This is a genomic window from Methylobacterium sp. GXS13, from assembly GCF_001455965.1.
Lineage (GTDB): Bacteria > Pseudomonadota > Alphaproteobacteria > Rhizobiales > Beijerinckiaceae > Methylobacterium.
Window position 1 is genome coordinate 157,194 of sequence record NZ_LKKO01000069.1, and the last position, 24,612, is coordinate 181,805.

A 24,612-nucleotide genomic window follows, 5' to 3' on the forward strand; every position below is an offset into this window, starting at 1 on the left:
GGCTCGGCCCGGCGACCCAAGCCACCGCCGGGGCGGAGGCATCGAGTAACCGGGGACAGACGCGTTCACGCGCCGTAGGCGTGCCCATCAAGACCATGCGGCCGACCGGCCGCGAGCAGCGTCTCCCAGACAGGGGCCGGCAGCGGCACGCCTTCAGCCAGACGTTCCGCCTTCATGCGGCGCTCGGGCTCGCCCGGCAGGAGCGCCGTGCTGCCCGGCGCCGGCCGGGCGGACGTGAAGAAGTCGAGGTAGCTGCGTGCCTCGGCCGCGATTGCGTCTTCCGAGCCGAAGACCTTCGGCGTCATGTAGAGGGAGAGCATGCCGTTGCAGACCCGGCGCTGGCCGGGTCCCGCGGTGCCGGATCCGGTGAGCGCGCCGGCCAGGAGCTCGCACATCAGCGACAGGCCCGAGCCCTTGTGCTCGCCGAAGGCCCGGATCGCGCCGGCGCCCTTCTGGTTGTCGCGCTCCGGCCCGTCGAGCGGACCGAACAGCGTGGCCGGGTCGGCGCTGAGACGGCCGTCCGGCTCGATCAGCACGCCCTCGGGCAGGGGCTTCCCCCCCTGCGAGGCCACCAGCACCTTGCCCTCCGCCACCGCCGAGGTGGCGAAGTCGAGGACGATCGGGTCACGTCCCGGCATGGGGAAAGCGGCGGCGATGGGATTGGTGGAGAAGCGCCGGTCCACCGAGCCGAACGGTGCCACGAGCAGGCTCCCGGCGACATTGACGAAATGCACCGAGACGAGGCCGGCGGCGGCGGCGCGCTCGGCCCATTCGCCGATCCGCCCGAGATGCCCGGTATGCCGCAGGGCGATGACCGACACGCCATGCTCCCCGGCCTTGGCGATGCCGAGATCGGTGGCGAAGGGGCCGGCAGTCTGTCCGAATCCGTAATGGGCATCCACCAGCGCGAAGGCCCCGCCATCGACCAGCACCTCGGGGGTCTGGTCGGCTACGAGCTCGCCCGCACGCAGCCACGCCACGTAGCGCGGCACCCGAATAACCCCGTGGCTATCATGGCCGGTGAGGTTCGCGGCCACCAGGAACTGGCCGATCCGACCTGATTCCGCCTCCGAGCAGCCCTCTCGAACGAAGATATCGCGCACATAGGCGGTCAGTCCGGCGGCGTCGATCCGCATGATGGTTCATCTCCCGTCGCCGCGCCTCGTCGGGCGCGTTCGGGTAACGATCCTAGGCTTTCTTAACCCGCAAGGCGACTACTTCAGGCGACATGGGATAGACATTGAAGCGCCCCGCATGGCCCAATACTGACAACGTCGGGCGTGAGACCCGGCGACGGGACGGATACGCCAATGAAGACGACGCGCCGCGTTTTCTTGACGGGTGCCGCTTGCGCGGTTGCCAGCGGGCTCACCCCGGGGGTGATCCGGTCGAGCCGGGCGCAAGGCGCCGGCGCGACGATCCGGATCGGCATGGTCCTGCCGGTGACGGGCCCGGGCGCGGATGCGGGGCGCTTCGCCCTCAACGGCGCCAAGATCGCCCTGGAGGCGGTCAACAAGGCCGGCGGCGTGCTCGGCAAGCCGCTCGAGATCGTCACCGAGGACGACCAGACCACCAATCCCGGCGCGGTGCTGGCCTTCTCCAAGCTGGCCTCGCAGCCCGATCTCGTCGGCTTCCTGGGCTCGGTCCGCTCCACGCAGAATCACGCGATGGCGCCGGACATCCTCAAGACCGGCAAGCCGATGTGCTTCGGCGGCACCGATCCGGTGCTGACCCAGCTCGGCAATCCCTGGCTGTTCCGCTTCCGGCCCAATGACAGCTTCTCGGCCCGGGTGATCGCCGAGCATGGCGTCAACGGGCTCGGCAAGAAGAAATGGGCGATCATCCACTCCACCGACGCCTTCGGCACCAGCGGCGCCAAGGCGCTGACCGAGAGCCTCGGCAAGGCCGGCGCCACCGTCGTGCTCGACCAGGGCTACGCCAACCAGGGGCAGGACTTCACCCCCGTGGTGCTGGCGATCCGGCAGGCGGGGGCCGACGTGATCGGCTCGTACTTCACCTTCGAGAACGACCTCGGCATCTTCGCGCGCCAGCTGCGCCAGCTCGGCGTCACCGCCCCCTGGGTCGGCTCGCCCTCGATCACCAACGTCACAGCGCTGAAGCTCGCCGGGCCCTCGCTCTACGGCACCTACGGGGTGGCCGATTACGCGGAGGAATCGAGCGACGCGGCCCGGGCCTACGGCAAGGCCTACCGCGCCGCCACCAAGATTGCCCCCGACAACCAATCCTCCTGGACCTTCGACGCGGTGACGGTGCTGGCGCTGGCGATCAACAAGGCCGGCAAGACCGACCCGCAGGCGATCCGCGAGGCGCTGCTCGCGGTGCGCGGCCACGCAGGCGCCGAGGGCACCTACAACTTCGACAAGAACGGCGACGGCCTGCACGGCTACAACGTCGTGCGCAACGACAAGGGCACGATCACCTTCGACCGGCGCATCGACTTCTATCAGGGGTGAATCCGGGGCCGCGGACGGGGAACGGACGCAGACATGGACCTGATCCTCCAGCTCCTCTTCACCGGGATCGGCATCGGCTCGGTCTACGCCCTCGTGGCCCTCGGCTTCGTGCTGATCTTCCGCGCCACCAACGTGGTGAACTTCGCGCAGGGCGAGTTCTCGATGGTCGCGGCCTTCCTGATGGTGGTGTTCGCCGTCGACCTCGAATGGCCGTACTGGCTCTCGGTGCTGCTCACCATCGGCGGGATGGCCCTGCTCGGCGCCCTGTTCAACCTCGGCGTCTATTATCCCCTGCGCCACCGCACCTACCTGCCGGTGATCATCTCGACGATCGGCGCCTCGATCTTCCTGGCCAACACGACGCTGGCCCTCTACGGGCCGCAGCCGCAGGTCCTGCCGCCGGTGTTCGAGACCCAAGGCTTCCTGCTCGGGCCGGTCTTCCTCGACAGCCAGTACCTGCTGATCATCGCGGTGACCGCGGCGCTCGTGGCGTTCCAGTACTGGTTCTTCGAGCACACCCTGGTTGGCAAGAAGCTCCAGGCGACCTCGCAGGACAAGGAGATGGCTGCGCTCCTCGGCATCCCGGTCGCCGGCATGATCATGCTGACCTTCGTCTACAGCGCCGTGCTCGGCGGCATCGCCGGCATCCTGGTGGCGCCGGTCCTGTTCGTGTCGATCCAGATGGGCGCGACCATCGCGCTGAAGGCTTTCGCCGCGACGATCATCGGCGGGTTCGGCGACGTGACCGGCGCGATCATCGGCGGTCTGGCGCTCGGCATCATCGAGACCTTCGGAGCGGCCTACGTCTCGGTGCCGTACAAGGACGCCTTCGCCTTCATCGTCCTCGTGGTCTTCCTGGTCGTGCGCCCGCAGGGGCTGTTCGGCGAGCGCGTGGCGGAGAAAGCATGAGCGCCGATCCCGCGACGACCGCCGCCCCGGCCGCGCCGGCCGCCGCGCCTCGCTCGATCCCGCTCGGCAGCCTTGCCTATGCGGGCCTCGCCGCGGCTGCGGTTGCGCTCGCGGCCACGACGCCGTTCAGCGGCTACGTCCTCAACATCCTGATGCAGGCCGCGACCTACGCGATCGCGGTGATCGGGCTCACCGTCGTGCTCGGGCTGTGCGGCCAGATCAACCTGGCCCAGGCCGCCTTCTTCGGGATCGGCGCCTACGCGGTCGGCCTCGGCACGGTCGATCACGGCCTGAATTTCTGGCTGTGCCTGCCGATCGGGCTCGCGCTGGCGGTCGTGCTCGGCGCGATTCTCGGCGCCTCGACGCTGCGGCTCGGCGGCCACTACCTCGCCATGGTGACGATCTCGTTCCAGCAGATCCTCACCCTGGTCCTGACCAACTGGATCCCGGTCACCCACGGTCCGGACGGGGTGCCCAACATCCGCCGCCCCGCTTTGTTCGCGGACGGGCAGAGCTACCTCGCGCTGTGCGTGCTGGTTCTGGCGGTGGTCGGCTGGCTGGTCTGGCACCTGCCGCGGACCCGGCTCGGGCGCGCCATGCGGGCGGTGCGCGACAACGAGCTGGCCGCGGGCGTCAGCGGCATCGACGTCTACCGCACCAAGGTCGCGGCCTTCGCCATCGGGGCGCTGCTGGCGGGACTGGGCGGCGGGCTGTTTGCCGGCAGCTTCACGTATATCAGCCCGGACCAGTTCTCCTTCGCCGAGTCCATCGTCTTCCTGACCATGGCGCTCTTGGGCGGCGTCGGCTCGCCGGTCGGCGCCGTGATCGGCACGGGCCTGCTGATCCTGATCCCCGAATGGCTGCGCTTCCTCAAGGAGATCCCGGGCCTGTACCTGGCGATCTACGGGCTGGCGGTGATCCTGATCGTCGTGTTCATGCCCGACGGCATCTGGGGCTTCCTGGGCGATCAGGTCCGGCGGCTGCGGCCCGCCAAGCCTGCGCCTGCGCCCGCCCCGGAGCTGACCCTGAGCCAGGAGCGCGACGCCTCGGCGACGCTGCTGACGGTGTCGGGCCTGTCAAAGCATTTCGGCGGCCTCAAGGCCGTGGACGCGATCGACTTCACCGTCACCCGCGGCGGCATCCACGCGCTGATCGGCCCGAACGGCTCGGGCAAGACCACGACGCTCAACGTCCTGTCCGGCCTCTACACGCCGACCGGCGGCAGCATGCGCCTCCAGGACCAGGACATCACCCGGTTTCCCCCGCACCGGCGCGCGGCGGTCGGGATCGGGCGCACGTTCCAGAACATCCGCCTGTTCAGGTCGATGAGCGCCCTGGAGAACGTGGTGATCGGCGCCCTGCGCCCGAACAACCCGCTCGGCGCGCGCGACCGGCCGGCGCTGGAGGCCCGCGCGCGTTCGGCCCTGGCCTTCGTGGGGCTGGAAGCGCGGGCGCAGGAGCCGATCTCCGGCTTCTCCTACGGGCATCAGCGCCTGATCGAGATCGCCCGGGCGCTCGCCGGCAACCCGACGCTGCTGCTCCTCGACGAGCCGGCGGCCGGGCTCAATTCCAGCGAGAAGAACGCCCTGACGGTGCTGCTGCGCCGGATGGCGGCCAAGGGCCTGACTATCCTGATCATCGACCACGACATGACGCTGGTCAGCGACGTGGCGGGCCACGTCACCGTCCTGAATTTCGGCCGGCGCATCGCCGACGGGGTCACCGCCTCCGTGCTGCGCGAGCCCGCGGTGATCGAGGCCTATCTCGGCGAGGACGCCGCGACCGAGCCGGATGCGGGGCTCAAGACCGCGCTGAAGACCGATCTGGCCCCGGCCTGACCCCGAGGAGCGCCCCCGTGTCACAACCGGTCCTCGAAATCCGCGACCTCACCGTCCGCTACGGCGAGATCGAGGCGGTGCGTGGGCTGTCGTTCTTGGTCGGCACGGGCGAGGTCGTGACCCTGCTCGGCTCCAACGGCGCGGGCAAGTCGACCACCCTCAAGGCGATCTCCGGCCTCGTGAAGCCGGCGGGCGGCAGCATCCTGCTCGACGGAGAGCCGCTTACCGGCCTGAAGCCCGAGGCGATCGTGCGCCTCGGCGTCGCCCACGTGCCCGAGGGGCGCCGGGTCTTCCCGGGGCTCACCGTGCGGGAGAACATCATGCTCGGCGCCTCGAACCGGTCCGGTGTCCCGAAGCGCGCCTTGCGCGACGAGGTCGAGGCGATGTTCGAGCTGTTCCCCGACATCCGGCGCTTCGGCGACGCGCTCGGCTGGACCCTGTCGGGCGGCCAACTCCAGATGGTGGCGCTCGCCCGCGGCCTGATGGCCAAGCCGCGGCTCCTGCTGCTCGACGAGCCCTCGCTCGGCCTCGCCCCGGTGATCGTCCAGGCGGTGTTCGCGATCATCGCGGAGGTGCGCCGCCGCGGCACGACGGTGCTGCTGGTCGAGCAAAACGCCCGCATGGGGCTGTCGGTCGCCGACCGCGGCTACGTGCTGGAGACCGGTCGCCTCGTCCTCGAAGGCGACCCGCAGGCGCTCTGGGCCAACGACGACATCCGCGCCGCCTATCTCCGAGGCCGCGCAGCCTGACGCCGCCGCCGCACCCCGGAACCGCCCTGATCATGCCCGGTTGCCTCTTTTGATCCCCATGGGCGCGGTGAGGCCAATCGTGCGCAACCGCAAGCCAGAATCCCGGCGCCGCCTCCTGCAGGCGCGAGGCGCCGTCGCCGCGAGCGCGGTGCTCGGGATCGGAAGCGTTGCCGGCGCGGAGACCGGCCCCAGCGCGCCCGCCGAGACGGCGACGGGCCGCCGCTCGAAATCCCTCGATACCGAGTACTTCAAGGGCATGTACGCCACGGAATCGGACCCGTGGCGCTTCGCCTCCAGCCCCTACGAGCGCGACAAGTACGCGGCAACCCTTTCGGCGTTGCCGAGGGCACACTACGCTTCGGGTCTCGAGGTGGGTTGCTCGATCGGCGTGTTCACCCACGAGCTCTGCCCCCGCTGCGACACGCTTGTGGGGCTCGACGTGGTGCCGTCCGTCCTGGACGCCGCCCGGGCGCGGTGCGCCGATTGCCCGAACGCGCGCTTCGAACTCGCCGCCGTTCCAGGCGCCTGGCCGGAGGGCCGGTTCGACCTGATCGTGATCTCCGAGGTGGCCTATTATCTCGACCGCGCCGATCTCGCCCGCCTGGTCGCACGGGTCAGGGGCGCGGTGCTCCCGGAGGCGGACATCGTGCTGGTCCACTGGCTCGGCGTCACCCACTACCCCCTGTCCGGCGACGAGGCGGCCGAAGGCTTCATCGCGGGCGCGCAGGACTTCGCGCGGGTCCTCAAGCAATCGCGCACTGACAAGTATCGGCTCGACGTGTTGCGGTCGATCAAGACCGATGTGAAACCCGTTCCCTGACACGAGCGATGGTGGCAGTGTTATGGTAACCGGCTACGCGATTCGGACCCGACGATGAGGCTCACGATCACCGCGGTGGTGCCATGCGGACCTTCCTCCGCCCGCGCGCCGTCACGAGGCGGTACAGAACGAGACCGACCAGCATCAATAGCAGGCTCGCGAGGGACTGGAGCGGCCGGACGGTGACGAGGTGTACGAGCATGAACAGCGTGACCGCGAGGAAGATCAGAGGTGTGATCGGGTAGCCCCAGGTCCGGAACGGCCGCGGCTGGTCGGGGCGCGTGATCCGAAGCTTGATCAGCCCGATCACAGTCAGGAACGAGCACAGGATCAGGCCGAACTGGATGAAGTCGAGCACCGCCTCGAAGCTTTGCGTAAACAGCAAGACAGTCGCGACCCCGGCCTGGAGCAGCAGCGCGGCGACCGGCACGCCGCGCCGTGAGCGCCCGGCGAACAGGCGCAGCGCCGGCACATCCTCCCCCATCGCCACGGTCACCCGCGGGCCGATCCACATCATGGCGCTGATGGTCGGAAGCAGGCCGGCGCAGATCAGCCCGCCGACGATGCGGCCGCCTGCCTCGCCGAAGATGTGACGTCCGGCAATCACCGCGACCTCGATCTGGCCGGCGAGTTCGGCGAGAGGCGTCGTGACGAGGAACACTGCGTTCAACGCGATGGAGAGCACGACGACGATGCTGGTCCCGACGAGAAGCGCTCGCGGCAGGCTGCGCGGCGGGTCGGCGAGTTCACCGACGATGTAGGTCGCGGCGTTCCAGCCCGAATACGCGTACATCACGAAGACCAGGTTGATCGCGAAGCTGGCGCTGACGATCTGCGCCGGATCGAATGTGCCTGGGGCAAAACTGATCGCGGGGTCGCCGCCCCCGGCGAAGCCGACGCCGATGAAAGCTGCGATCAATGCAAGCTTCAGCAGCGTGAACCCGATCTGGAAAACGCTGCTGTGGCGCGTCCCCCGCAGGTGGACGAACGTCACGATCCAGATCGCCGCAAAGCCGAGCAGCAGCGGGGGCGCCCCGGGCAGGACCGCTTTACCGTACTGGCCGAGGGCCATGGCCGCGAGCGCCACCGGCGCGGCGAAACCCACGGTGGCCGAGAGCCACCCCGCGATGAATCCAATCGCCGGACTGTAGATCCGTGTGAGGAGATTGTACTCGCCGCTGGAACGGGGAAACATCGTGGCAAGCTCGGCGTAGCAGAGCGCGCCGCACAGCGCGACAACACCGCCGACGAGCCACAGCAGCAGCACCGTGAAGCCGGACGGAATGTCAGTCACTTGAAAACCGAGACTCGTGAAGACGCCGATGCCGATCATGTCGGCGACGACGATGGCCGTCGCCGCGAGGGGCGAGACCGCGGGTGCTGGTTCAGCAGTGGGGGATGCGCCGGTCATGACTCCTGTTCGCCATGGCCTGACACTGAAACGCGCGGGTCGACAGGAGCTGATGCAGCATTGCTCGCCTCCTGTTGGATCGCAGCAATCATGAGGCACGACTAGGTGACGGCGCGGCGTCCGTTTGCCGCGCACGGGCGGAGCGTTACGCCTGCAAGGCCGTAACTCATCCTCGTGCTGGCAGTCTGCGGCGGCGTGCCCGGCAGTGACCTGACCGGTTGGCTTTGGACCGGGCTGATTGAGAGGATCAGCCTGGACCAGCGGAGTTGGCAATGAAGCGAGGACAGAGGCCGAGCGCGGAGCAGGTCGTGCCGATGATGCCCCAGATCTGATCCTCCCCCCCTTCATGGACAGGGGTTTAGCACGCGTTCCGTTCGGCTTGCTCGGGCGTGATGTAGCTGAATGCCGAGTGGATGCGCTGCCGATTGTCGTAGCCTTCGATGTCGGCGAACAAGTCACGTCGGGCCTCGTCCCAGGTCGCCCATCGTCGCTGGTGGACGCGTTCGACCTTGAGGGTGTGGAAGAAGCTGTCCGTCGGGGCGTTATCGTGTCCCCCAGCCGGTCGAACTCATGGAGGCGATCGCCTTCATGCCGACGAACTGCGCTCTGTAGGCCTCGGCAGCGTATTGGCTGCCGCGATCCGAATGGCAGATGAAGCCAGCCCCCGGTCGTTGCTGTTGGTTGGTCATCATCAGAGCCGCCGACGTAAGGTCGGTCCGCATGTGTGCGCGCATCGACCAGCCGACGATCTTGCGGGTGGCGAGATCGAGGACGGCGGCCAGGTAGAGCCAACCCTCTCCGGTGGGCAGGGAGATGATATCTGCCAGCCAGACTGGGTTGGGCAACACCGCCGAGAACTGTTGCTTCCGAACACGGCGGCCGGAATCAAGGATCTGCGCAAGAAGAAGGGCGAGCCCGACGCGAATCGTCCCTGAACGGACGCGGAGCGCGAAGCCGTCCTGGCCGCCGCGCCGCCGCACATCCTCACGACGGTTGTGCTGATGATGTTCGCGGGGCTTGGGCCGAAGGAAGCCCTCACCCTCCCGGGGGAGGCGTTCCGAGATGGCGAGCTATCGACCAGCCGGGCCAAGACGGGCGAACGGGTGTTCTGGTCCGTCCCCTTGCCGCTCACGATGATCCTGGCCGTCGCCCCGGAGCACAGTAAGCGCTGTCCTCAGGCCACGGCTTTGAGGGCTGGCGTTGGCTGGTAAGCCCATGGCAGCAGATCATCGAGGTGCCGCTGCGGATGGCCCTCGACGATGCGGGTGATGACGTCGGCCAGGTAAGCCTGCGGCTCGACGCCGACGAGCTTGCAGGTCTCGACCAGCGAGGCGATCACCGCCCAGTGCTCGCCTCCGCCGTCCGAACCAGCAAACAGGGCATTCTTCCGGTTCAAAGCCAGAGGCCGGATCGCGCGCTCGACGGTGTTGGAGTCGATCTCCACGCGCCCATCATCAAGGAACAGGCTCAGCCCCGCCCAGCGGCTCAAGGCGTAGCGGATCGCCTCCGCGAGGTTGCTCTTGCGGCTCAGGAGGTCGAGCTTCTCCCGCAGCCACGGCTCCAGCGCTTCGACCACCGGCCGGCTTCGCTCCTGACGGGCCGCCCGTCGCTCCTCGGCCGGACGCCCGCGGATCTCGGCCTCGATCCGGTAGAGCGCGGCGATGCGCGACAGCGCCTCTGTGGCGATCGGCGAGGCCGCGGTAAGGTCATAGAATTGCCGACGCACATGGCTCCAGCAGTGGGCCAGCCGCACTGCGCCGCCCTTGGCCAGCGTCTCGTAGGCCGCGTAGCCGTCGACCTGCAGCACGCCTGCAAACCCGGAGAGATGCGCGATCGGTCGTCCAGCCGTGCGGTCGGGCGCGTACACGTAGGCGACGCCGGGTGGGTCCGTCCCACCCCAGGGCCGGTCGTCGCGCGCATACGCCCAAAGCTGGCCGGTCTTGGTGCGGCCGCGGCCCGGATCGAGTACCGGTGCCGTGGTCTCGTCGGCAAACAGCTTGCCCGAGCGCTTGAGCGTCTCCAGCAGCCCGTGCACGGGCCGGAGGAGGAAGGCGGCGCGCCCGACCCAGTCGGCCAGCGTCGAGCGGTCGAGGCTGACGCCCTGGCGGGCGAAGATCTGCGCCTGCCGGTAGAGCGGCAGGTGGTCGGCGTATTTGGAGACGAGCACCTGCGCGACGAGAGCGTCGGTCGGCAGGCCACCCTCGATCAGCCGCGCCGGCGCGGGTGCCTGCACGACCGCGTCCCCGCAGGCGCGGCAAGCGTAGCGCGGGCGGCGGATCACCAGCACCCGGAACTGCACCGGCACCACGTCGAGGCGCTCGGATACATCCTCGCCGATCCGATGCAGGTCACCCGAGCAGCACGGGTAGATGAGGCTGTCGACATCGACCACGTGCTCGACTCGCGGCAAATGGGCGGGCAGCGCCCCACGGTTCGTGCGCCGCTTGGCCCTCCGCGCCTCCTGCTTGGCCGGCTCATTCTCCTCGTCGGCAAAGCCCGCGGCCTCGACCTGCTCAGCCTCCTCCAGCCCGAGCAGAAGCTGATCCTCAGGCAGGCTCTCGGCGCGGCGGCCGAAGCGGTGGCGCTGCATGGCCAGGATGATCTGGCGCAGCCGCTCATTCTCGGCGCGCTCCTCGGCGAGCAGCGCCTTGAGCGTCTCGGGATCGTCGAACGAGGGCGAAGCAGGCGCGGCCACGAAGCAGATTAGATCAGATCCGCCAGTGACTTACCACCGCGATGAAGCCCGCTGGCCAGCCTTTTTGCTCAGCCGGCAACCGCCGGCACGCCCACGGCACGTGCCGCATGGACGCGCTTCCAGTCCAAACCTTCGACGAGCGCCGCGAGCTGCGCCGCACTCAGCCGGACCACGCCGTCCTCGATCTTCGGCCAGCAGAACTGACCAGCCTCCAGACGCTTGGTCGCGAGGACCAGCCCGCTTCCATCCCAGACCAGGAGCTTCACCCGATCAGCGCGCTTCGAGCGGAACACGTAGACCGTGCCGGAGAACGGATCCGCGCCCATCGCGTCCCGGACCAGAGCGGCCAGCCCGTCCATGCCCTTGCGGAAGTCCACCGGCCGGGTGGCCAGCATCACGCGCACCGCGCCGGAGGGTCCGATCATGGGCAAGCCTTCAGCGCCCGGATCACCGCGGCAATTTGAGCCGTGCTCGCGTCCTGAGCGATGCGGACCGTGGCGCCTGCGATCTCGACTTCGATGCTGTGGCAGCCGCATCGCTCCCCCACCCCGGGGCTCATCTCGGCAGAGGTCGGCTCCTGTAGTCCCACACTCATCACGGCCGGCACGAACTGCAGTAGGCGCTCGCCGTCGTGTCTCCCAACCTGACGCACCAGGCGTCGCCACGTGAACAGCTGCGAGGCGCTCAATCCATGTCGGCGCGCCACCGCACTGATCGAGGTGCCCGGCCCATCGCTCTCGGCGACGATGGCCGCCTTCTCCTCATCAGACCACGTGCGCCGCCGGCCGGCCCCGGTGAACAGCTCCAGGCGCCGGATCGGCTCCGACATAGCCATACGCCCTGACATCGACATGTGACGGAGCTCCCATTCCGCTCCGTATGTCGCCTTCACACCGTCTGCCGGAAGGTGCCGCCCAGACAGCGCTTACGGAGCACAACGCATCGACGCTGTGCGCGAACTCCGAGGCGAAGCCCTGGACGCTCAGCGGATTCCGCGCGTCTTGGTGGCCAATCCGGTTGCGGCTGGAGGAGGCGGGTAAGGTGCAGCCCGCGCTCACGCTGTACGGGCTCCGCCACACGCCGGCGGTGGTTCTGCGCAAGATCGGCTACGACGAGCGGGCGACCTCGGACGCGCTCGGACAGCGCACGATCGAGATGGCGAGGCACGACACGAAGGGGGCAGATCTGGCGCCGAAGCTGCGGGCTCTGCTGGCGACGCTGGACGCCGAATTTGCCCGCCGGAGCGAGAGCCAGCGTCACACCGACGCCGGGAAAGTGTCAATCCGGGAAGTCGGCCACCCGACTGATGCCAATGGAAACAAAGAGTTGGATGGTAGCGCGGGAGGGATTTGAACCCCGACACAAGGATTATGATGCCCCGATTATTCGCCTCTATACAGAGACTTAGACGTTGGAGTTATGTCAACCTTTTTGACCAACTCCAACGCTCTATGGATCCTTTGTCAAACCAACTAGCCGTTTATCACCGCCGGGAATTGAGCCAATCATAGAACTCGTTGATCCAACTAAGTTCCTCGCGCGACTCGGCCATCTTACGGAGCTTCGGCTCTAGACGTTCGAAAAATCTTAGTTGAGGCCCAAGATGCTGCCATAAATCTTTTATATCTATCCCCGAGACGCCGGCAGATAAACTATCGATCTTTGAAGCCAACAAACCAGTCGATGTCATATATACTTTCGATTTTTTAAGGCTCTCCAACGTTAACCATGTTCCGGCGGTAGCTCCTACAGTAGCTACTGCGGATCCAGAATTCGTCGCCACCAAAGCCAATGACGCCATCGTGGAAACCGCTGAAAGTGTAATCGCAACATTTTTTAACGTTCCCGTTGCAACTGCTCCACTTCTCTCAGGAATACGGCCAGCCCCGATTTCTTGAGTGATTTCCTGAACAAACCGCGCCGCTCGGGGTTCAATAATTTCAGGCCGATTCTGTAATTCAAGCGCGAAATCCAGTGCTCTTTCCTTATATAAACTTTCTTCGGCCGGACTGTAGCGATACCGTTCTTCCAGGGCTATACTTTCTATGCCTTCTTTTGTTGAGAGTATGAAGGCGCCATGTAGATGAAGTAGACTATCAGTTATTTCTCTGACGGGAGCTGGCAGCGGTGGAAGATCGGCATCGTGTCTCGACGCTCTTTCAGCGTTGGCCAGCCTAACTCCTTCCGCATATAGCAAAGCGAAATCTATGGATTCTGAATCACAATTGATTAGGTCCTGGTAGGCAATCGCTCGATCCCGAAGCGGCCCCTGGGGAATATTCCCAACACTCAGGGAACGCACCAAATCAGCAGCAAGATCACGAAGTGGTGGATGAAGCTTCTTAAGCCGAGCTACATTGTTGCCGTCAGCATCGATGGCATCTGGCGGCGCAAAGCTTATAATATTGTTTTCATTCAGTTCAAAATGAGGGCCTGACGTTTGCTTTGGGATGCCAGGGAATGAATCTAATGGCGTGAAGTCGAGTTCTTCTTGGTGAATTCTGTCCAACGCCTGAGCGGTTAATTCGCCCCGTAGCCAAGCCAATATATAGTCTGTTGCTTCCGGTTGCTCATGTATAAGTATTTTTGGAAATGGATCAGGCAAAGGATTTTTGTTAACATGCAACCCATAACGCGGCAGATTTCGGTTATATGAAAAAGGTAAGTTTCCAATAATACTCGGTAAACTCTTAATTTGGTTACCAGCCAATGACAGCGACCATAGATTATTTAGGCCTCCAATGGCTTCGGGAAGCTTTGTGATTGAATTGTTGTTGGCGCCAAATAATTCAAGTTTCTTCAGGTTTCCTATCTCTTCTGGTATGCTCGTTACATGATTATCTTGGATTTGCAACTGCGATAGACGGCGAAGATTTCCAATGCCCGATGGAAGCGTATCTAAAAGATTGCTGGATAAATCCAGATCGTTCAGACCACGTAATTCTAAGACCGGAGCTGGCACTTCGACGAAGACATTGTTACTAAGGTTCAAACTTGAAAGTTTCTGAAGATTTGCTATTGATCGAGGCAGTTCGCTCAAAAGATTATTAGAAATATTCAAAACGGATAATTCGTCTAGCAGTCCGATTTCTTCCGGCACAGATTCGATTGCGTTAGAGTTTAAGTTCAAATAGGCCAAATTTCTAAGGCGTTCTAATCCATGGGGAACGTTTCTTAATCGATTGCCGCCAATAGAAAGGAAGGTTAAGTAAGCGAGTGACAAGACGCCAACAGGTAATTTTTTCAAATCATTGTCACTGAGTTTCAAATCTACAAGTTTAGCCAGATCAGTAATCCGCCCCGGCAGATCTCTGATTTCGTTCGCCGTTAGATCGAGGCTTGTAAGATTTTTTAGTTTGGCAATGCCTTCCCCAATCTCTCTTATTTGATTTCCCGCCAAAGACAAAAACTCAACGTCGTGACTGTCGATGACGCTGACTACTAACTCCTCTAAATTATTGTGATCCAATACAATGGACGTCAACCATTTCATTCCCCACAAAACATCGGGAAACTGCGCTATTTCGTTGTTGGAGAAATTCACCGTACTAAGTGATTTGAGGTTATTCAGACCAACGGGCAGATCAGTTAAGATGTTGCGGCTTGCTCTCAGCACCATTAAATTTTTGAGCTCAAAGAGACAAGAAGGTAATTCAGAAAAATGGTTGTCGTCCAAATACAGTTCTCTAAGGCCGGTGAGGCTTGCTAACTCTTTAGGCAGGTCACTTAACTTGTTGTGACTTAAATTTAATACTTCCAATAATTCCAGTTGACCAATTTCCTCCGGCAACTCCTCAAGATGATACCTGGAAAGATCAAGACTCCTCTGTTTTCTACGGAGAGCGTTATTCTGTATGTAGCGCCTGGCAGTTCTATAGCCTTGTTCTGGTGTCTCATATTTTGGATCCTCGCTCATATATATTTACGCTCCCAACCAAGCCTGCTGATACGTAACGTAGATATAGCGCTCACTTCAAGTTGTAGCTTAGAGCTGATACTGAGGACAAGTCGGTGCATTTTAGGTATGCCGATTTTGAACCATCAGTAGAATGTCCCCTAATATTTATTTGACCATCCAAAACAGACTGGTAAGATGTGAACCATCCATAATGAACCATGAGGGATGGTTTTGTTCGTTCGGGCTTATCTGAGAGCGTCAGACGCAAGCCAAGACGCTCTCCGCGCACGTGGGGCACTGGAAGCCTTCGCCGCCGAGAGGGGACTACGGATCGCCGCTTGGTATGTGGAGAATGCGTCTGGGTCTAAGCTGGCTCGCCCCGAACTGTTCAGGCTCCTACGGGACGCACAGCCGGGAGACGTAGCACTCCTAGAGGCCGTCGACCGGCTCACCCGACTCACCGCGGCAGATTGGGAAGAGTTGAAGGCTGAGATTGCGAGCCGACAGGTCCGCATCGTTGCACTGGATCTGCCTACAAGCTGGATGATGGCGACCAACGGGACAGACGCCTTCACCGCCCGCATGTTCGAAGCGGTGAATGGAATGATGATGGACGTGTTAGCCGCCGTGGCTCGCAAAGATTATGAGGATCGAAGGCGCCGCCAAGCGGAAGGTCAGGCTAAGGCGAAGGCGAACGGGCGTTATCGGGGTCGGCCAGAGGACACGAAGCGGAACGCTACCATCGCCGCCATGCTCGGCAAAGGGCTGTCGTGGTCACAGGTTCAATCCGCAACGGGCTGTTCGCGGGCTACAGTCGCAAAGATTGCTAAGCGTGCCGACAAAGTTCAACCTGCGACGGCAAATTAAAAATTCACAAAATGACGACCCCTTGATACTGCGAGGAAATCTTACTTCGTTTTATTCAGAAAATACTGGTGGTTGTGCGCCTCAAGGTTGACTCCCATAGACAAATCTGTATAATACCGATGCTATTATCGGCATTATCACTGTTGAATTCATTTATTACAGTAGATATGGGTCTGCTCTGACCCAACCGCATTGGTAGAAGCGCGCTTAGAACCAATGCCAACGACCAACAGCGATGAACAGTATCTGAAAAACCTTGATATCGCTGACAACGTCGAGGGAGAAGGTGTTTACCGCGTTATATAACAGTCAATATGCCGCAAACTACACACTTGAAGATTATTACACCGCGCTGCCCCATCTTCATAGAGGCAGACGGCATATATATACGTAAAGAAAGGATATTTACGGATGAATAGAAAAAAGAAACTTGCTAACTTTCGATTAGACGAGCTGGATCAAGGTTACTTGTATAATATCGCAGAATTCTTTGGAATAAGTAAAACAGATGCCATCCGTTTGGCAATCAGGCGATTTGTTAGAAAGGAATTGAAAAATGGACTTTAAGTTTTGTTACCAAAAACGAATTCGTCAGCGCACTGAACGTATTCTCTCCGATGTATATGATTTTTGTGAGGCGTCGCGCTTTTGTAATCTGACAATGAAGCAATACCCTCGGCTGTTTTTACATTTTGAAGATCGGCATATCAACATATCCGAATTTTTTGAAGGCGTTGTATTCAAAAACGAAGATTGTTACTGGCTAATCCTGAGCGATATCGCCTTTGCTCGTGATATAATTATTAGAGATAACCTGCACACCGGTTTGGTTGTTTACCTTGAGGCATTACTAAATGACCTAGTAGAGATGAGAAAGGACGATTCAGTTGTCATCTATTCATGATCGAAGAACGGCGCCAGAGTATCCAGTTCGTGGTTGTCGGCACAGCACTCGCGTCCGTCATGCACTCACACTTACGGGGTTCCCAGACCATCTAAGCCGTATAGAAAACTGTAGGCCGAATGATCGTTGCGGGACCAGTTATTGTCCTGAGTGTCGAAAGCGTAATGTCCTCAAACACACAGGACGGATGTTGGGTCTTTATCAAGGCCTGTATAACTGTTGTGAGGATCAGGCGCGGAAGGACATCCGGTTCGTCACGGTCCTTCATGAAATGGTCCAGCCCGATATTAAAGATGTGAAAGCAGGAATTGGAAGGGCGAAGGCAGCTTTTGCTGGCCTTCGTCGATCCTTTCCCGGACTACGAATTGAAGGCCGCTTTGAGTTAGAAGTTATTGATACAGACACAATATTCACAAAAGTTGTTTGCCCTCAAAAATCAGTCGCATTGGAAGATTTGAATGGGGGTAACAGAACAACCCCGCGCCGAGATATGTTGTTACTTCATAGTCACTTCTTTGTTTTCTTGGATGGCCATGATGATCGACTGGTAAGGGACAAGTTCGCTTCAAAGTTCCCTGGGCGATACCGGATCAAATTAGGACCTTTGTTCGAAAATCTATCCGTAAAAGAAAATATCAAAAGAGTGTGTTCCTATCTTTTGAAGGATAGGTATTTTTATAACCATGGCTTTGATGCACAGGGATATAGTCAAGGCGAATACATTAGGATGGAATCACTATCGTTCCTTATCAGAAGTTATATGTCTTCTGGTATCGATATCCAGTCTAGTTTGATCTATACTAAAGGCAAGTGCTCGACACTATGTCATGCGATAAATTCCTACCCCAGCTCTAACACCTGAAATACAATATAATTGTCAATGACTTAAGGCGGATTGCCTTCGCCATACATCTAGATATACGTTAGTTTGTAGGTCGTCACCCAGCAGAGTGAGTGTCCTTTTACTTAGTCCGCAAGCCATTCTCACGGGTCTGGCGCTTTTCAGTTTCGTCAATTTCTCTGATTTGCGCCGGGCAAATTACTGTTATACGAATCCCGTTTCTAAAATCGGGCATGGCTCAGGTCGCACAGCCTCAATCAGATTTCAGATGACCGGGCCGGATCGGTCAGAGTAGTCCAACCACATCGGCGATAGGTGGACATCATAAATATATTTTGCATTCCCTTTTAATCAGAACAGACTACCGCACCATCGCAGCCAAGCTCTAATTAGAAAATAGCGTTTAGCAATATTCCCTACTCAACATAAGTATTCCCTTGACATTGATAACGGCGGATGACATTTCAGACGTTATCTGTTCTGTGGATGTAGCATTCATGCCCGGTTGCGCGATCATCAATCTGGAAGCTAAAAAGATACGTTTACTGACGCGAGAACAGGCGGCAAACTACTGTAATTTATCAATTTCCAAGTTCAATTTTATGTGTCCGTGTCGGCCGATTGAAATGGATGAGCGTATACGTTTATGGGATATACATGATTTGGACGAATGGATTGACACGCTTAAGTCGGATGAAATCAGCGACGATGAGTTAGTTGCGAGACTTCCATGACGATAATCAGAATTAAAGGGTTCCAAATATTCCGGGATCGTCATGGTAAAATGCGCTGTTATCACCGGAAAAGCCGCGAGGCGATAGATTTAACTGTCGCTCCTTTGGGTTCTTCGGAGTTTTTCGCCGAATGTAGTCGCATTTCATCAGTTCAGATGAACTTAACAGCAAAGCCCGGCTCGCTAGGTCGCTTGATTCAGCTTTATCGAGAACACGAAGCGTTTCTAGATTTAGCGGAACAAACCAAATTTGACTACCAAAAAGTCTTCAACTATTTGAAGGGCATCGCCGATGTTGCTCTTGTAAAATTTGATCGGCCGTTGGTAGTGCGTATTAGAGATCGTGCCGCTAGTAGTAAAGGGAGAAGATTTGGAAATTATGTTAAGGCCGTGTTATCAATCGTGTTTGGTTGGGGCTCTGAACGTGGCTATATTCGTGAGAATGTTGCTTCCGGCATCAAGGATATTCGGCGCAAGAAAAGTGCACCCCGTGCTAACAGACCTTGGAGCGATGCAGAACGGGAGGCTGTTTTAGAAGCCGCGCCTGCACACATGCGTTCTGCATTCGCGCTAATGATGTTCACAGGTCTTGGGCCGAAAGACGCGCTGACGCTTCCCCGCACTTTTTATCGACACGGTGAGATTGCAACCCGTCGTTCTAAGACGAATCAACCCGTGTTCTGGCCGGCCCCAATGCCGCTCGCTGAAATCCTGGCTAAAGCACCGGACCATTCTGCAATGACCCTCTGTGCAACATCCACCGGCACACGGTGGACCCTGTCAGGATTTCGGGCTTCGTGGCGGCCAGTTCGTGTCAAACTTGAACAGGCGGGCCGTGTTCAGCCGGGACTTACGCTCTATGGCTTACGGCACACCGTCGCCGTGATCCTTCGCGAGATCGGCTTTGACGAACGCACCATTGCGGATGCCCTGGGGCAACGAACCATCGAAATGGCAAGACACTACGCGGACGGAGCGGATCTTCGACAGAAGATGGCCCCGGTCGTTGCCGCGTTCGATAGCGAGTTGAACAAACGAAGCACGCGGGTTGTCAAACCCGGTGGATGAAACTGTCAAACCAGCCCAACCACAAACACCCGCGACGCCAAAGTATGAATGCTGACAATGAGTTAGTTGGTAGCGAGGGAGGGATTTGAACCCCCGACACAAGGATTATGATTCCTCTGCTCTAACCAGCTGAGCTACCCCGCCACGAGCCGCGCGCGCCCCGGGAGGCCGCGACCAGCGGGCGGGGTATAGGGAGGGCGGGCGCTGGCTGTCAACGGTTCTCTGCGCGGAATGTGGGGGTCCCGGGGGCGCTTCGCTGCGCAGGGACTGCGCCGGGACCGCGGATGAACCGGAACGCTGCGAAGAATCCCGCGGCGAAGACCGCGCCGCCCAGCCAAGTCGCCGGGGTTGCAAAATCCGGCCCGACCAAACTGAGGGTCGAGGATCGGCCGGAGGCCGCGTCGACGGCGGTCAGGCCGATCCCGACGAAGCTTTCGCCCACCAGAAATCCGGAGGCGATCAGCACGCCCCGGAAAGCGGTGGCCTCCAAGGTTTCGGCGCCGGCGCGGCGCCGGGCGCGCAGGCACAGGAAGCCGAGGAGGCCGCCGAGCCCGATGGTCATCTCCACGGAGAGCGGCAGATACATGCCGATCCCCACGGTCAGCGCCGGGAAGCTGAACGCCCGGCGCTTGAGCGCGACTTCCAGGCCGACCATCACGATACCGAGGCCGCAGCCGATCAGCAGCATCGGCCAGGGCAGGGTCCGGGCGACGATGCCGTCGGCGATCTGGGTGACCAGCGAGGCCTGCGGCACGGTGAGCGCCAGGGCCGGATCCATGCCGGGCCGGGGCAGGGAGCCGACGAACCCGTAGGCGCCGTAGAGCAGCGACAGAAGGGGCACGATCACCAGCGAGCCGACGGCGACGCCGACGATCAGCACGACCTGCTGACGCCAGGGTGTGGCATCGACGATCTGGCCGGTCTTGAGATCCTGCAGGTTGTCGTTGGCGATGGAGCAGGCGGTGATGATCACCGAGGCGGCGAGGAGCACCAAAGCGACGGTGACGCGCCGCGCCTCCGGGTCGTCGGCCGGTCCGAGGAGCAGCGGCAGCAGCGCGGCGCCGACCATGGCGGTGAGGATGCCGATCCCGGAGATCGGGCTCGTCGAAGAGCCGAGCAGGCCCGCGAGATAGCCGCAGACCGCCGCCATGGCGGCGCCGAAGACCAGGCAGAATAGCAGGCCGGCGGCCACCACCGCGGCGAGCATCGGGCCGGCAATGCCGAGATTGGCCGCGAAGCCGGCAAACAGCGCGCCGAGCGGCACGCAGAGGACGAGCGCCGCGCCGCCGACCAGGGGCAGCGGCAGATCGCGGTCCTGCCGGGCCGTGGCCCGGGCCGGATTGCCGGCGGCCAGGGCCGACTGGATGCTCCGGGCGATCGGCCGGACCAGCGTCGCCACGGTCCAGAACCCGCCCACCGCGATGATGCCGGCGCCGACGAGCCGCACCTGTCCCGACCAGATGGCCTGCGCGGCGTCCCCGGGCGACAGGCCGGGCTGGGGCGTCAGGGCGGTCAGCACCGGGACCATGAGGCCCCAGGCGATCACCACCCCGGTCAGCAGGGCGAGGCAGGCACCGATCCCGACGAGGTAGCCGACCCCAACCAGCGCCAGGGAAAAGCCGCTGCCGATGCTGAACACCGCGCCGCCCAGGCTGGCGGCCGTGAGCACGCCGTCGGCCAGGATCCGCAGGCCGCTGGTGGCGAAGGCGACGAGGCCCGAGCCCACGGCGGCGATCAGCAGGGTCGCAAGGCCGCGCTCTCCGGTCTCCGTATGGCCGGCGCGCAGGACCTCGGCGGCGGCGACGCCCTCGGGGTAGGGGAGGTCGCTGCCCGAGACCAGCGCCCGGCGCAGGGGGATCGAGAAGGCGACGTCGAGCCAGCCGCCGATCAGGCAGACCAGGCTCGTCTCCCAGAACGGGAAGCCGTGCCAATGGCCGATCAGCACGAGGCCCGGCAGGACCAGGATGACGTTGCAGAGGGTGCCGGCGGCCGAGGCCTGGGTCTGGACGATGTTGTTCTCGAGGATGCCGGCGCCGCCCACGAGGCGCAGGGCGCCCATCGAGATCAGCGCCGCCGGGATCGAGGACGAGAAGGTCATCCCGGTCTTGAGGCCGAGATAGATGTTGGCGGCCATGAACACGATGGTGATCAGTGCGCCGAGCACTATCCCCCGGGCCGTGATCTCCCGCCCGTGCCCGCCCGCCGGGGCGCCCGCGTCCGTCACCGCCATCGCACCCCACCGTCGGCCGGCATGGCCGGACATCTGTCTCACATCGGACGATAACCCGATGGCCGGCACGGCGCCGCTCTCCTATCTTGCGACACGTGGCCCCGCTCGGGGGTCGTGATGGAAGCGGAGCGTTCGATGACACGCCTTGCCAGCACAAGTTTCGCCGCCTTCCTCGCGCTGACCGTGCCGCTGACCCTGTCCGGCGCGCAGGCCGCCGGGGAGAGCATGACCTACAAGGCCGCGCTTGCGGGCGGCAGCGAGGTTCCGGCCACCGAATCGAAGGGCACCGGCGTCGTCACGGCGAGCTACGATCCGGCCACCAAGCGCCTGAGCTGGAACGGCACCTATAGCGGCCTGACCGGCCCGGTCACCGCCGCCCATTTCCACGGCCCGGCCCCGGCCGGCGCCAATGCCGGCGTGCTGGTGCCGGTGACCGCGACCAGCAGCCCGTTCTCCGGCGAGGCGACCCTGGACGATGCCAAGGCCGCCGACCTCGAAGCCGGCAAGCTGTATTTCAACATCCACACCGCCGCGAATCCGAAGGGGGAGATCCGCGGCCAGGTGGAGCGGGCGCGTTAGGCGTGGGAACTCTGTCCCCGGGGCAGGGCGGAACCGGTACGGCTACCGATCCCCATCCTGCTTTCGCTGAGGCAGCGTCGCCCGGCTCGGGACTCCGGCGCGGCCCAGCCTTCGTCCCTCGCCAGGCTGTTCGCCGTTGCGCTCAGGATTGGTCCAGCGGCGATCTCGGGACCGTCGCTCACCGGCGACACGGGTCGGCGTTTGCAACGCTCCGTGGAGCAGAGGGCTCGTTCCTCGCCCGCTCAATGGCAAGACGGCGCGGGCATCTTGCCTTGGAGATCCCATCCCGGGAGATGGATTTCCCAATCCGTCTCGCCCGGAGGCTTCGTGAGCTGCGGACGAGCGCCGGAGCGCCCGCAGAACCGGTCTCCTGGCTTTGCGGGGATCGCCTACACGGGATCCGTGAGCTGGATCCTAACAAGACCCTCACGCGATCGGCCCCGTTGCCCGCTCGAACCCTCATGCGTCCCGGCACAGATTGAGGGTGCGGTCCGCGAAGGATCGCGGGAACCCCCAGACATCCGATGTCGCCCATCATCCAAGTCACCGCCCCCGTCATAGACCCGACGGGGGAATCAGCCCGATTCATCGTCGGGCAAGATCCCGAAGGCTATTGGGTCGCGATCGAGATCCACGGGCGGGCCGGCGGGTGGTTCAAGAACCGGGAGGCTGCGTTCGATTACGCGATCGGCGAGACCGGGCACCGCCCGGATGCCGTGCAGCTTTCCGCCGAGCGGATCGCGCTACGGCTCTGACGCCGTCCGGGGGCCCGGCTTCGGCGGGGAGGGCGGGCCATCGCGCGCGTCGCCTTAGGCCGCAGGCGGCTTGAGCAGCGGCTCGTCGTCGGGCGCGCGCAGGCGGTAGCCGACGCCCGTTTCCGTCAGGAGAAGCCGCGGGCGCTCCGGGTCGGCCTCCAGCTTCTGCCGGAGCTGGCGCATGTAGACCCGCAGGTATTGCGGGTCGGAGGAGACCGAGACCGCCTGCATCAGCTGCGCGTGGGTGAGCACCTTGCCGGCATGCGTCACCAGCACGCGCAGGAAGTCGTATTCCCGCGGGGTCAGCTTCACCTCGGCGTCATCGACCTTCACGATCCGCCGGACGAGATCGATCGAGAGCCGGTCGACCCGGAAGATCGGGCGCTCGCCCTGGACGGCGAGCTGGTGGCGCAGGGCTGCGCGCAGGCGGGCGAGCAGCTCGGCCATGCCGAAGGGCTTGGTGATGTAATCGTCGGCACCGAGATCCAGCGCCTCGACCTTGCCGCCCTCGTCGGTGCGGCTCGACAGCACCACCACGGGCAGCTCCGGATGGCGCGTCCGGATCGTTGCCAGCAGGTCGTGGCCGCGCATGTCCGGCAGGCCGAGATCGAGAATGACGAGATCGACCCGGTCGCGGCCCAGCACCTCCAGGGCGGTGACGGCGTTCGGCGCCTCCAGGATGACGTAGCCCTGGGTGGACAGCCCCGTGCGCAGCAGCTTCCGGATCGGCGGCTCGTCATCGATGACCAGGATGGTCGGGCTCATGCGGCGATGTCCTTGGGCGCGGTCCGGGCCGGGACCGGCAACGTCACGGTGAAGACGGCGCCGCTCCGGTCGCTTCGGTTGGCGGCGGTGACGGTGCCGCCCATGGCCTCGACGAAGCCGCGGGCGATGGCGAGCCCGAGCCCGGTGCCGGCCCGGACCCGGTCGCTCTTGCGCACCCGATAGAACTTGTCGAACACGCGCGCGACGTCCGCCTCGGGCAGGCCGTCGCCCTCGTCGAGAAGATCGAGGCGCACCCGGTTGCCCTCCCGGCGGCCCCGGATTGTGACGGTGGAGCCTGCCGGGGCGTATTTGGCGGCGTTGTCCAGCAGGTTGAACAGCACCTGCTCGAACAGCACCGGGTCGAGCCGGAGCACGGGCAGATCGGGGGCGAGATCAACCGCAACGCGATGGTCGGCCAGCACCGCCTCAGCCCGGCGCAGGGCCGTGTCGACGATCTCGGCGACGTCCTGCGGGGCGAGGTTCGGGGCGACGGCGCCCGCCTCCAGGCGGGTCATGTCGAGCAGGTTGGCGATGAACCGGTTCAGCCGCTCGGATTCGGCGATGATCGTCGCCAGCAGGTCGGCCTTGGCCTCCGGGGGGAGGTCGGCATCGTGATCGCGCAGCGTGCTCGCCGCCCCGAGCACCGAGGCCAGGGGCGTGCGCAGGTCGTGGCTGATCGAGGTCAGGAGCGCCTGGCGCAGGCGGTCGGTCTCGGCGGCGCGCTCGGCCCGGTCGAGATCCTCCACCAGCCGCACCCGCTCGATGGCGAGCGCGCCCATATCGGCCAGCGCGTCGAGCAGGCGGCGCCCCTCCGGGGTCAGGATCGGCCCGGCGCCATCCGCGTCGAGGCCGATCACCCCGATCGTGCCGCGCCCGGTCCGCATCGGCAGGAACAGCCGCTTGGCGCCCGGCAGGGGGTCGGCGCCGCGACCCGCCGGCCTGTCGTTGTCGAAGGCCCATTGGGCCGCCGCGAGATCGGCCGCATCCAGCCGATCCTCCGGCGGGAAGCCGGCCCGCACGGGGCCGGGTTGGCCGGCGGGCGAGAGCAGGACCACCCGGACCCGCAGCAAGGCGGG

The 24,612-nt window shown here is 63.0% G+C and carries 20 protein-coding genes, 1 tRNA gene and 1 pseudogene; 11 read left to right on the forward strand and 11 right to left on the reverse strand.

Features of this window, described 5'->3' with window-relative positions:
- Positions 1-65: 65 nt before the first annotated feature.
- Positions 66-1,136, reverse strand: coding sequence for a malate/lactate/ureidoglycolate dehydrogenase (locus AO398_RS23020; protein WP_058194495.1), 1,071 nt, complete (start codon positions 1,134-1,136; stop codon positions 66-68).
- A gap of 174 nt (positions 1,137-1,310) precedes the next feature.
- Between AO398_RS23020 and AO398_RS23025 the strand changes: the two genes are divergently transcribed.
- From AO398_RS23025 to AO398_RS23045, 5 genes are all read left to right on the forward strand, one after another.
- Positions 1,311-2,474, forward strand: a complete 1,164-nt coding sequence (locus AO398_RS23025) for an ABC transporter substrate-binding protein (protein ID WP_058194496.1) — start codon at positions 1,311-1,313, stop codon at positions 2,472-2,474.
- A 33-nt stretch (positions 2,475-2,507) separates the two neighbouring features.
- The gene (locus AO398_RS23030; RefSeq protein WP_058194497.1) at positions 2,508-3,383 is read left to right on the forward strand and encodes a branched-chain amino acid ABC transporter permease; all 876 of its coding nucleotides are present in this window, start codon (positions 2,508-2,510) and stop codon (positions 3,381-3,383) included.
- Positions 3,380-5,221, forward strand: a complete 1,842-nt coding sequence (locus AO398_RS23035; protein WP_058194498.1) for a branched-chain amino acid ABC transporter ATP-binding protein/permease — start codon at positions 3,380-3,382, stop codon at positions 5,219-5,221. Before AO398_RS23030 ends, AO398_RS23035 begins: the two co-directional genes overlap by 4 nt.
- A gap of 17 nt (positions 5,222-5,238) precedes the next feature.
- On the forward strand, positions 5,239-5,970 hold the full coding sequence (locus AO398_RS23040) for an ABC transporter ATP-binding protein (protein ID WP_058194499.1): 732 nt from the start codon (positions 5,239-5,241) through the stop codon (positions 5,968-5,970).
- Positions 5,971-6,049: 79 nt separating this feature from the next.
- Entirely contained in the window at positions 6,050-6,790 is a 741-nt protein-coding gene (locus AO398_RS23045; RefSeq protein WP_244498866.1) for an SAM-dependent methyltransferase, read from the forward strand.
- Positions 6,791-6,857: 67 nt separating this feature from the next.
- Here AO398_RS23045 and AO398_RS23050 read toward each other — a convergent pair whose 3' ends face one another.
- From AO398_RS23050 to AO398_RS23075, 5 genes and pseudogenes are all read right to left on the reverse strand, one after another.
- Positions 6,858-8,201, reverse strand: a complete 1,344-nt coding sequence (locus tag AO398_RS23050) for an amino acid permease (protein ID WP_058194500.1) — start codon at positions 8,199-8,201, stop codon at positions 6,858-6,860.
- A gap of 358 nt (positions 8,202-8,559) precedes the next feature.
- Positions 8,560-9,067: pseudogene (locus AO398_RS23055) on the reverse strand (IS3 family transposase); the annotation flags it as partial.
- Positions 9,068-9,375: 308 nt separating this feature from the next.
- Positions 9,376-10,896 carry an IS66 family transposase gene (locus AO398_RS23065; RefSeq protein ID WP_058194502.1) on the reverse strand — a complete coding sequence of 507 codons (1,521 nt, stop codon included), beginning with the start codon at positions 10,894-10,896 and terminating at the stop codon, positions 9,376-9,378.
- A 68-nt stretch (positions 10,897-10,964) separates the two neighbouring features.
- On the reverse strand, positions 10,965-11,321 hold the full coding sequence (gene tnpB / locus AO398_RS23070; protein ID WP_042671684.1) for an IS66 family insertion sequence element accessory protein TnpB: 357 nt from the start codon (positions 11,319-11,321) through the stop codon (positions 10,965-10,967).
- A complete protein-coding gene (locus tag AO398_RS23075) occupies positions 11,318-11,725 on the reverse strand; it encodes a transposase (RefSeq protein ID WP_160329351.1) in 408 nt (135 codons plus the stop codon). The genes tnpB and AO398_RS23075 overlap by 4 nt, the downstream gene beginning before the upstream one ends.
- Before the next feature lie 212 nt (positions 11,726-11,937).
- On the opposite strand from AO398_RS23075, the gene AO398_RS23080 reads away from it, so the two are divergent.
- Complete coding sequence (locus tag AO398_RS23080) at positions 11,938-12,249, forward strand: hypothetical protein (RefSeq protein WP_152997616.1); 312 nt, start codon at positions 11,938-11,940, stop codon at positions 12,247-12,249.
- A 130-nt stretch (positions 12,250-12,379) separates the two neighbouring features.
- Here AO398_RS23080 and AO398_RS27765 read toward each other — a convergent pair whose 3' ends face one another.
- A complete protein-coding gene (locus AO398_RS27765) occupies positions 12,380-14,812 on the reverse strand; it encodes a leucine-rich repeat domain-containing protein (protein ID WP_152997617.1) in 2,433 nt (810 codons plus the stop codon).
- Between the two features lie 213 nt (positions 14,813-15,025).
- Here AO398_RS27765 and AO398_RS23085 point away from each other — a divergent pair, with 213 nt between their 5' ends.
- The 3 genes from AO398_RS23085 to AO398_RS23090 all read left to right on the forward strand — a co-directional run bounded on the left by AO398_RS23085 (position 15,026) and on the right by AO398_RS23090 (position 19,207).
- A complete protein-coding gene (locus AO398_RS23085) occupies positions 15,026-15,661 on the forward strand; it encodes a recombinase family protein (protein WP_058194527.1) in 636 nt (211 codons plus the stop codon).
- A gap of 556 nt (positions 15,662-16,217) precedes the next feature.
- Entirely contained in the window at positions 16,218-16,565 is a 348-nt protein-coding gene (locus AO398_RS28555; protein WP_152997618.1) for a hypothetical protein, read from the forward strand.
- 1,571 nt (positions 16,566-18,136) lie between these two features.
- Positions 18,137-19,207, forward strand: a complete 1,071-nt coding sequence (locus AO398_RS23090; RefSeq protein ID WP_058194505.1) for a tyrosine-type recombinase/integrase — start codon at positions 18,137-18,139, stop codon at positions 19,205-19,207.
- A gap of 67 nt (positions 19,208-19,274) precedes the next feature.
- Here the strand turns inward: AO398_RS23090 and AO398_RS23095 are convergent.
- Positions 19,275-19,351: transfer RNA gene (locus tag AO398_RS23095), tRNA-Met, on the reverse strand.
- Between the two features lie 67 nt (positions 19,352-19,418).
- A complete protein-coding gene (locus AO398_RS23100; protein WP_058194528.1) occupies positions 19,419-21,437 on the reverse strand; it encodes an oligopeptide transporter, OPT family in 2,019 nt (672 codons plus the stop codon).
- Between the two features lie 135 nt (positions 21,438-21,572).
- Between AO398_RS23100 and AO398_RS23105 the strand changes: the two genes are divergently transcribed.
- Together AO398_RS23105 and AO398_RS23110 are read left to right on the forward strand one after the other, a co-directional pair.
- On the forward strand, positions 21,573-22,016 hold the full coding sequence (locus tag AO398_RS23105; protein ID WP_152997619.1) for a CHRD domain-containing protein: 444 nt from the start codon (positions 21,573-21,575) through the stop codon (positions 22,014-22,016).
- A 524-nt stretch (positions 22,017-22,540) separates the two neighbouring features.
- On the forward strand, positions 22,541-22,771 hold the full coding sequence (locus tag AO398_RS23110; protein WP_058194507.1) for a hypothetical protein: 231 nt from the start codon (positions 22,541-22,543) through the stop codon (positions 22,769-22,771).
- Positions 22,772-22,825: 54 nt separating this feature from the next.
- Here AO398_RS23110 and AO398_RS23115 read toward each other — a convergent pair whose 3' ends face one another.
- A complete protein-coding gene (locus tag AO398_RS23115) occupies positions 22,826-23,536 on the reverse strand; it encodes a response regulator transcription factor (RefSeq protein WP_058194508.1) in 711 nt (236 codons plus the stop codon).
- Positions 23,533-24,612 (reverse strand): ATP-binding protein (locus tag AO398_RS23120; protein ID WP_201025812.1); only part of this gene is annotated, 1,080 nt, incomplete at its 5' end. The genes AO398_RS23120 and AO398_RS23115, both read right to left, overlap by 4 nt.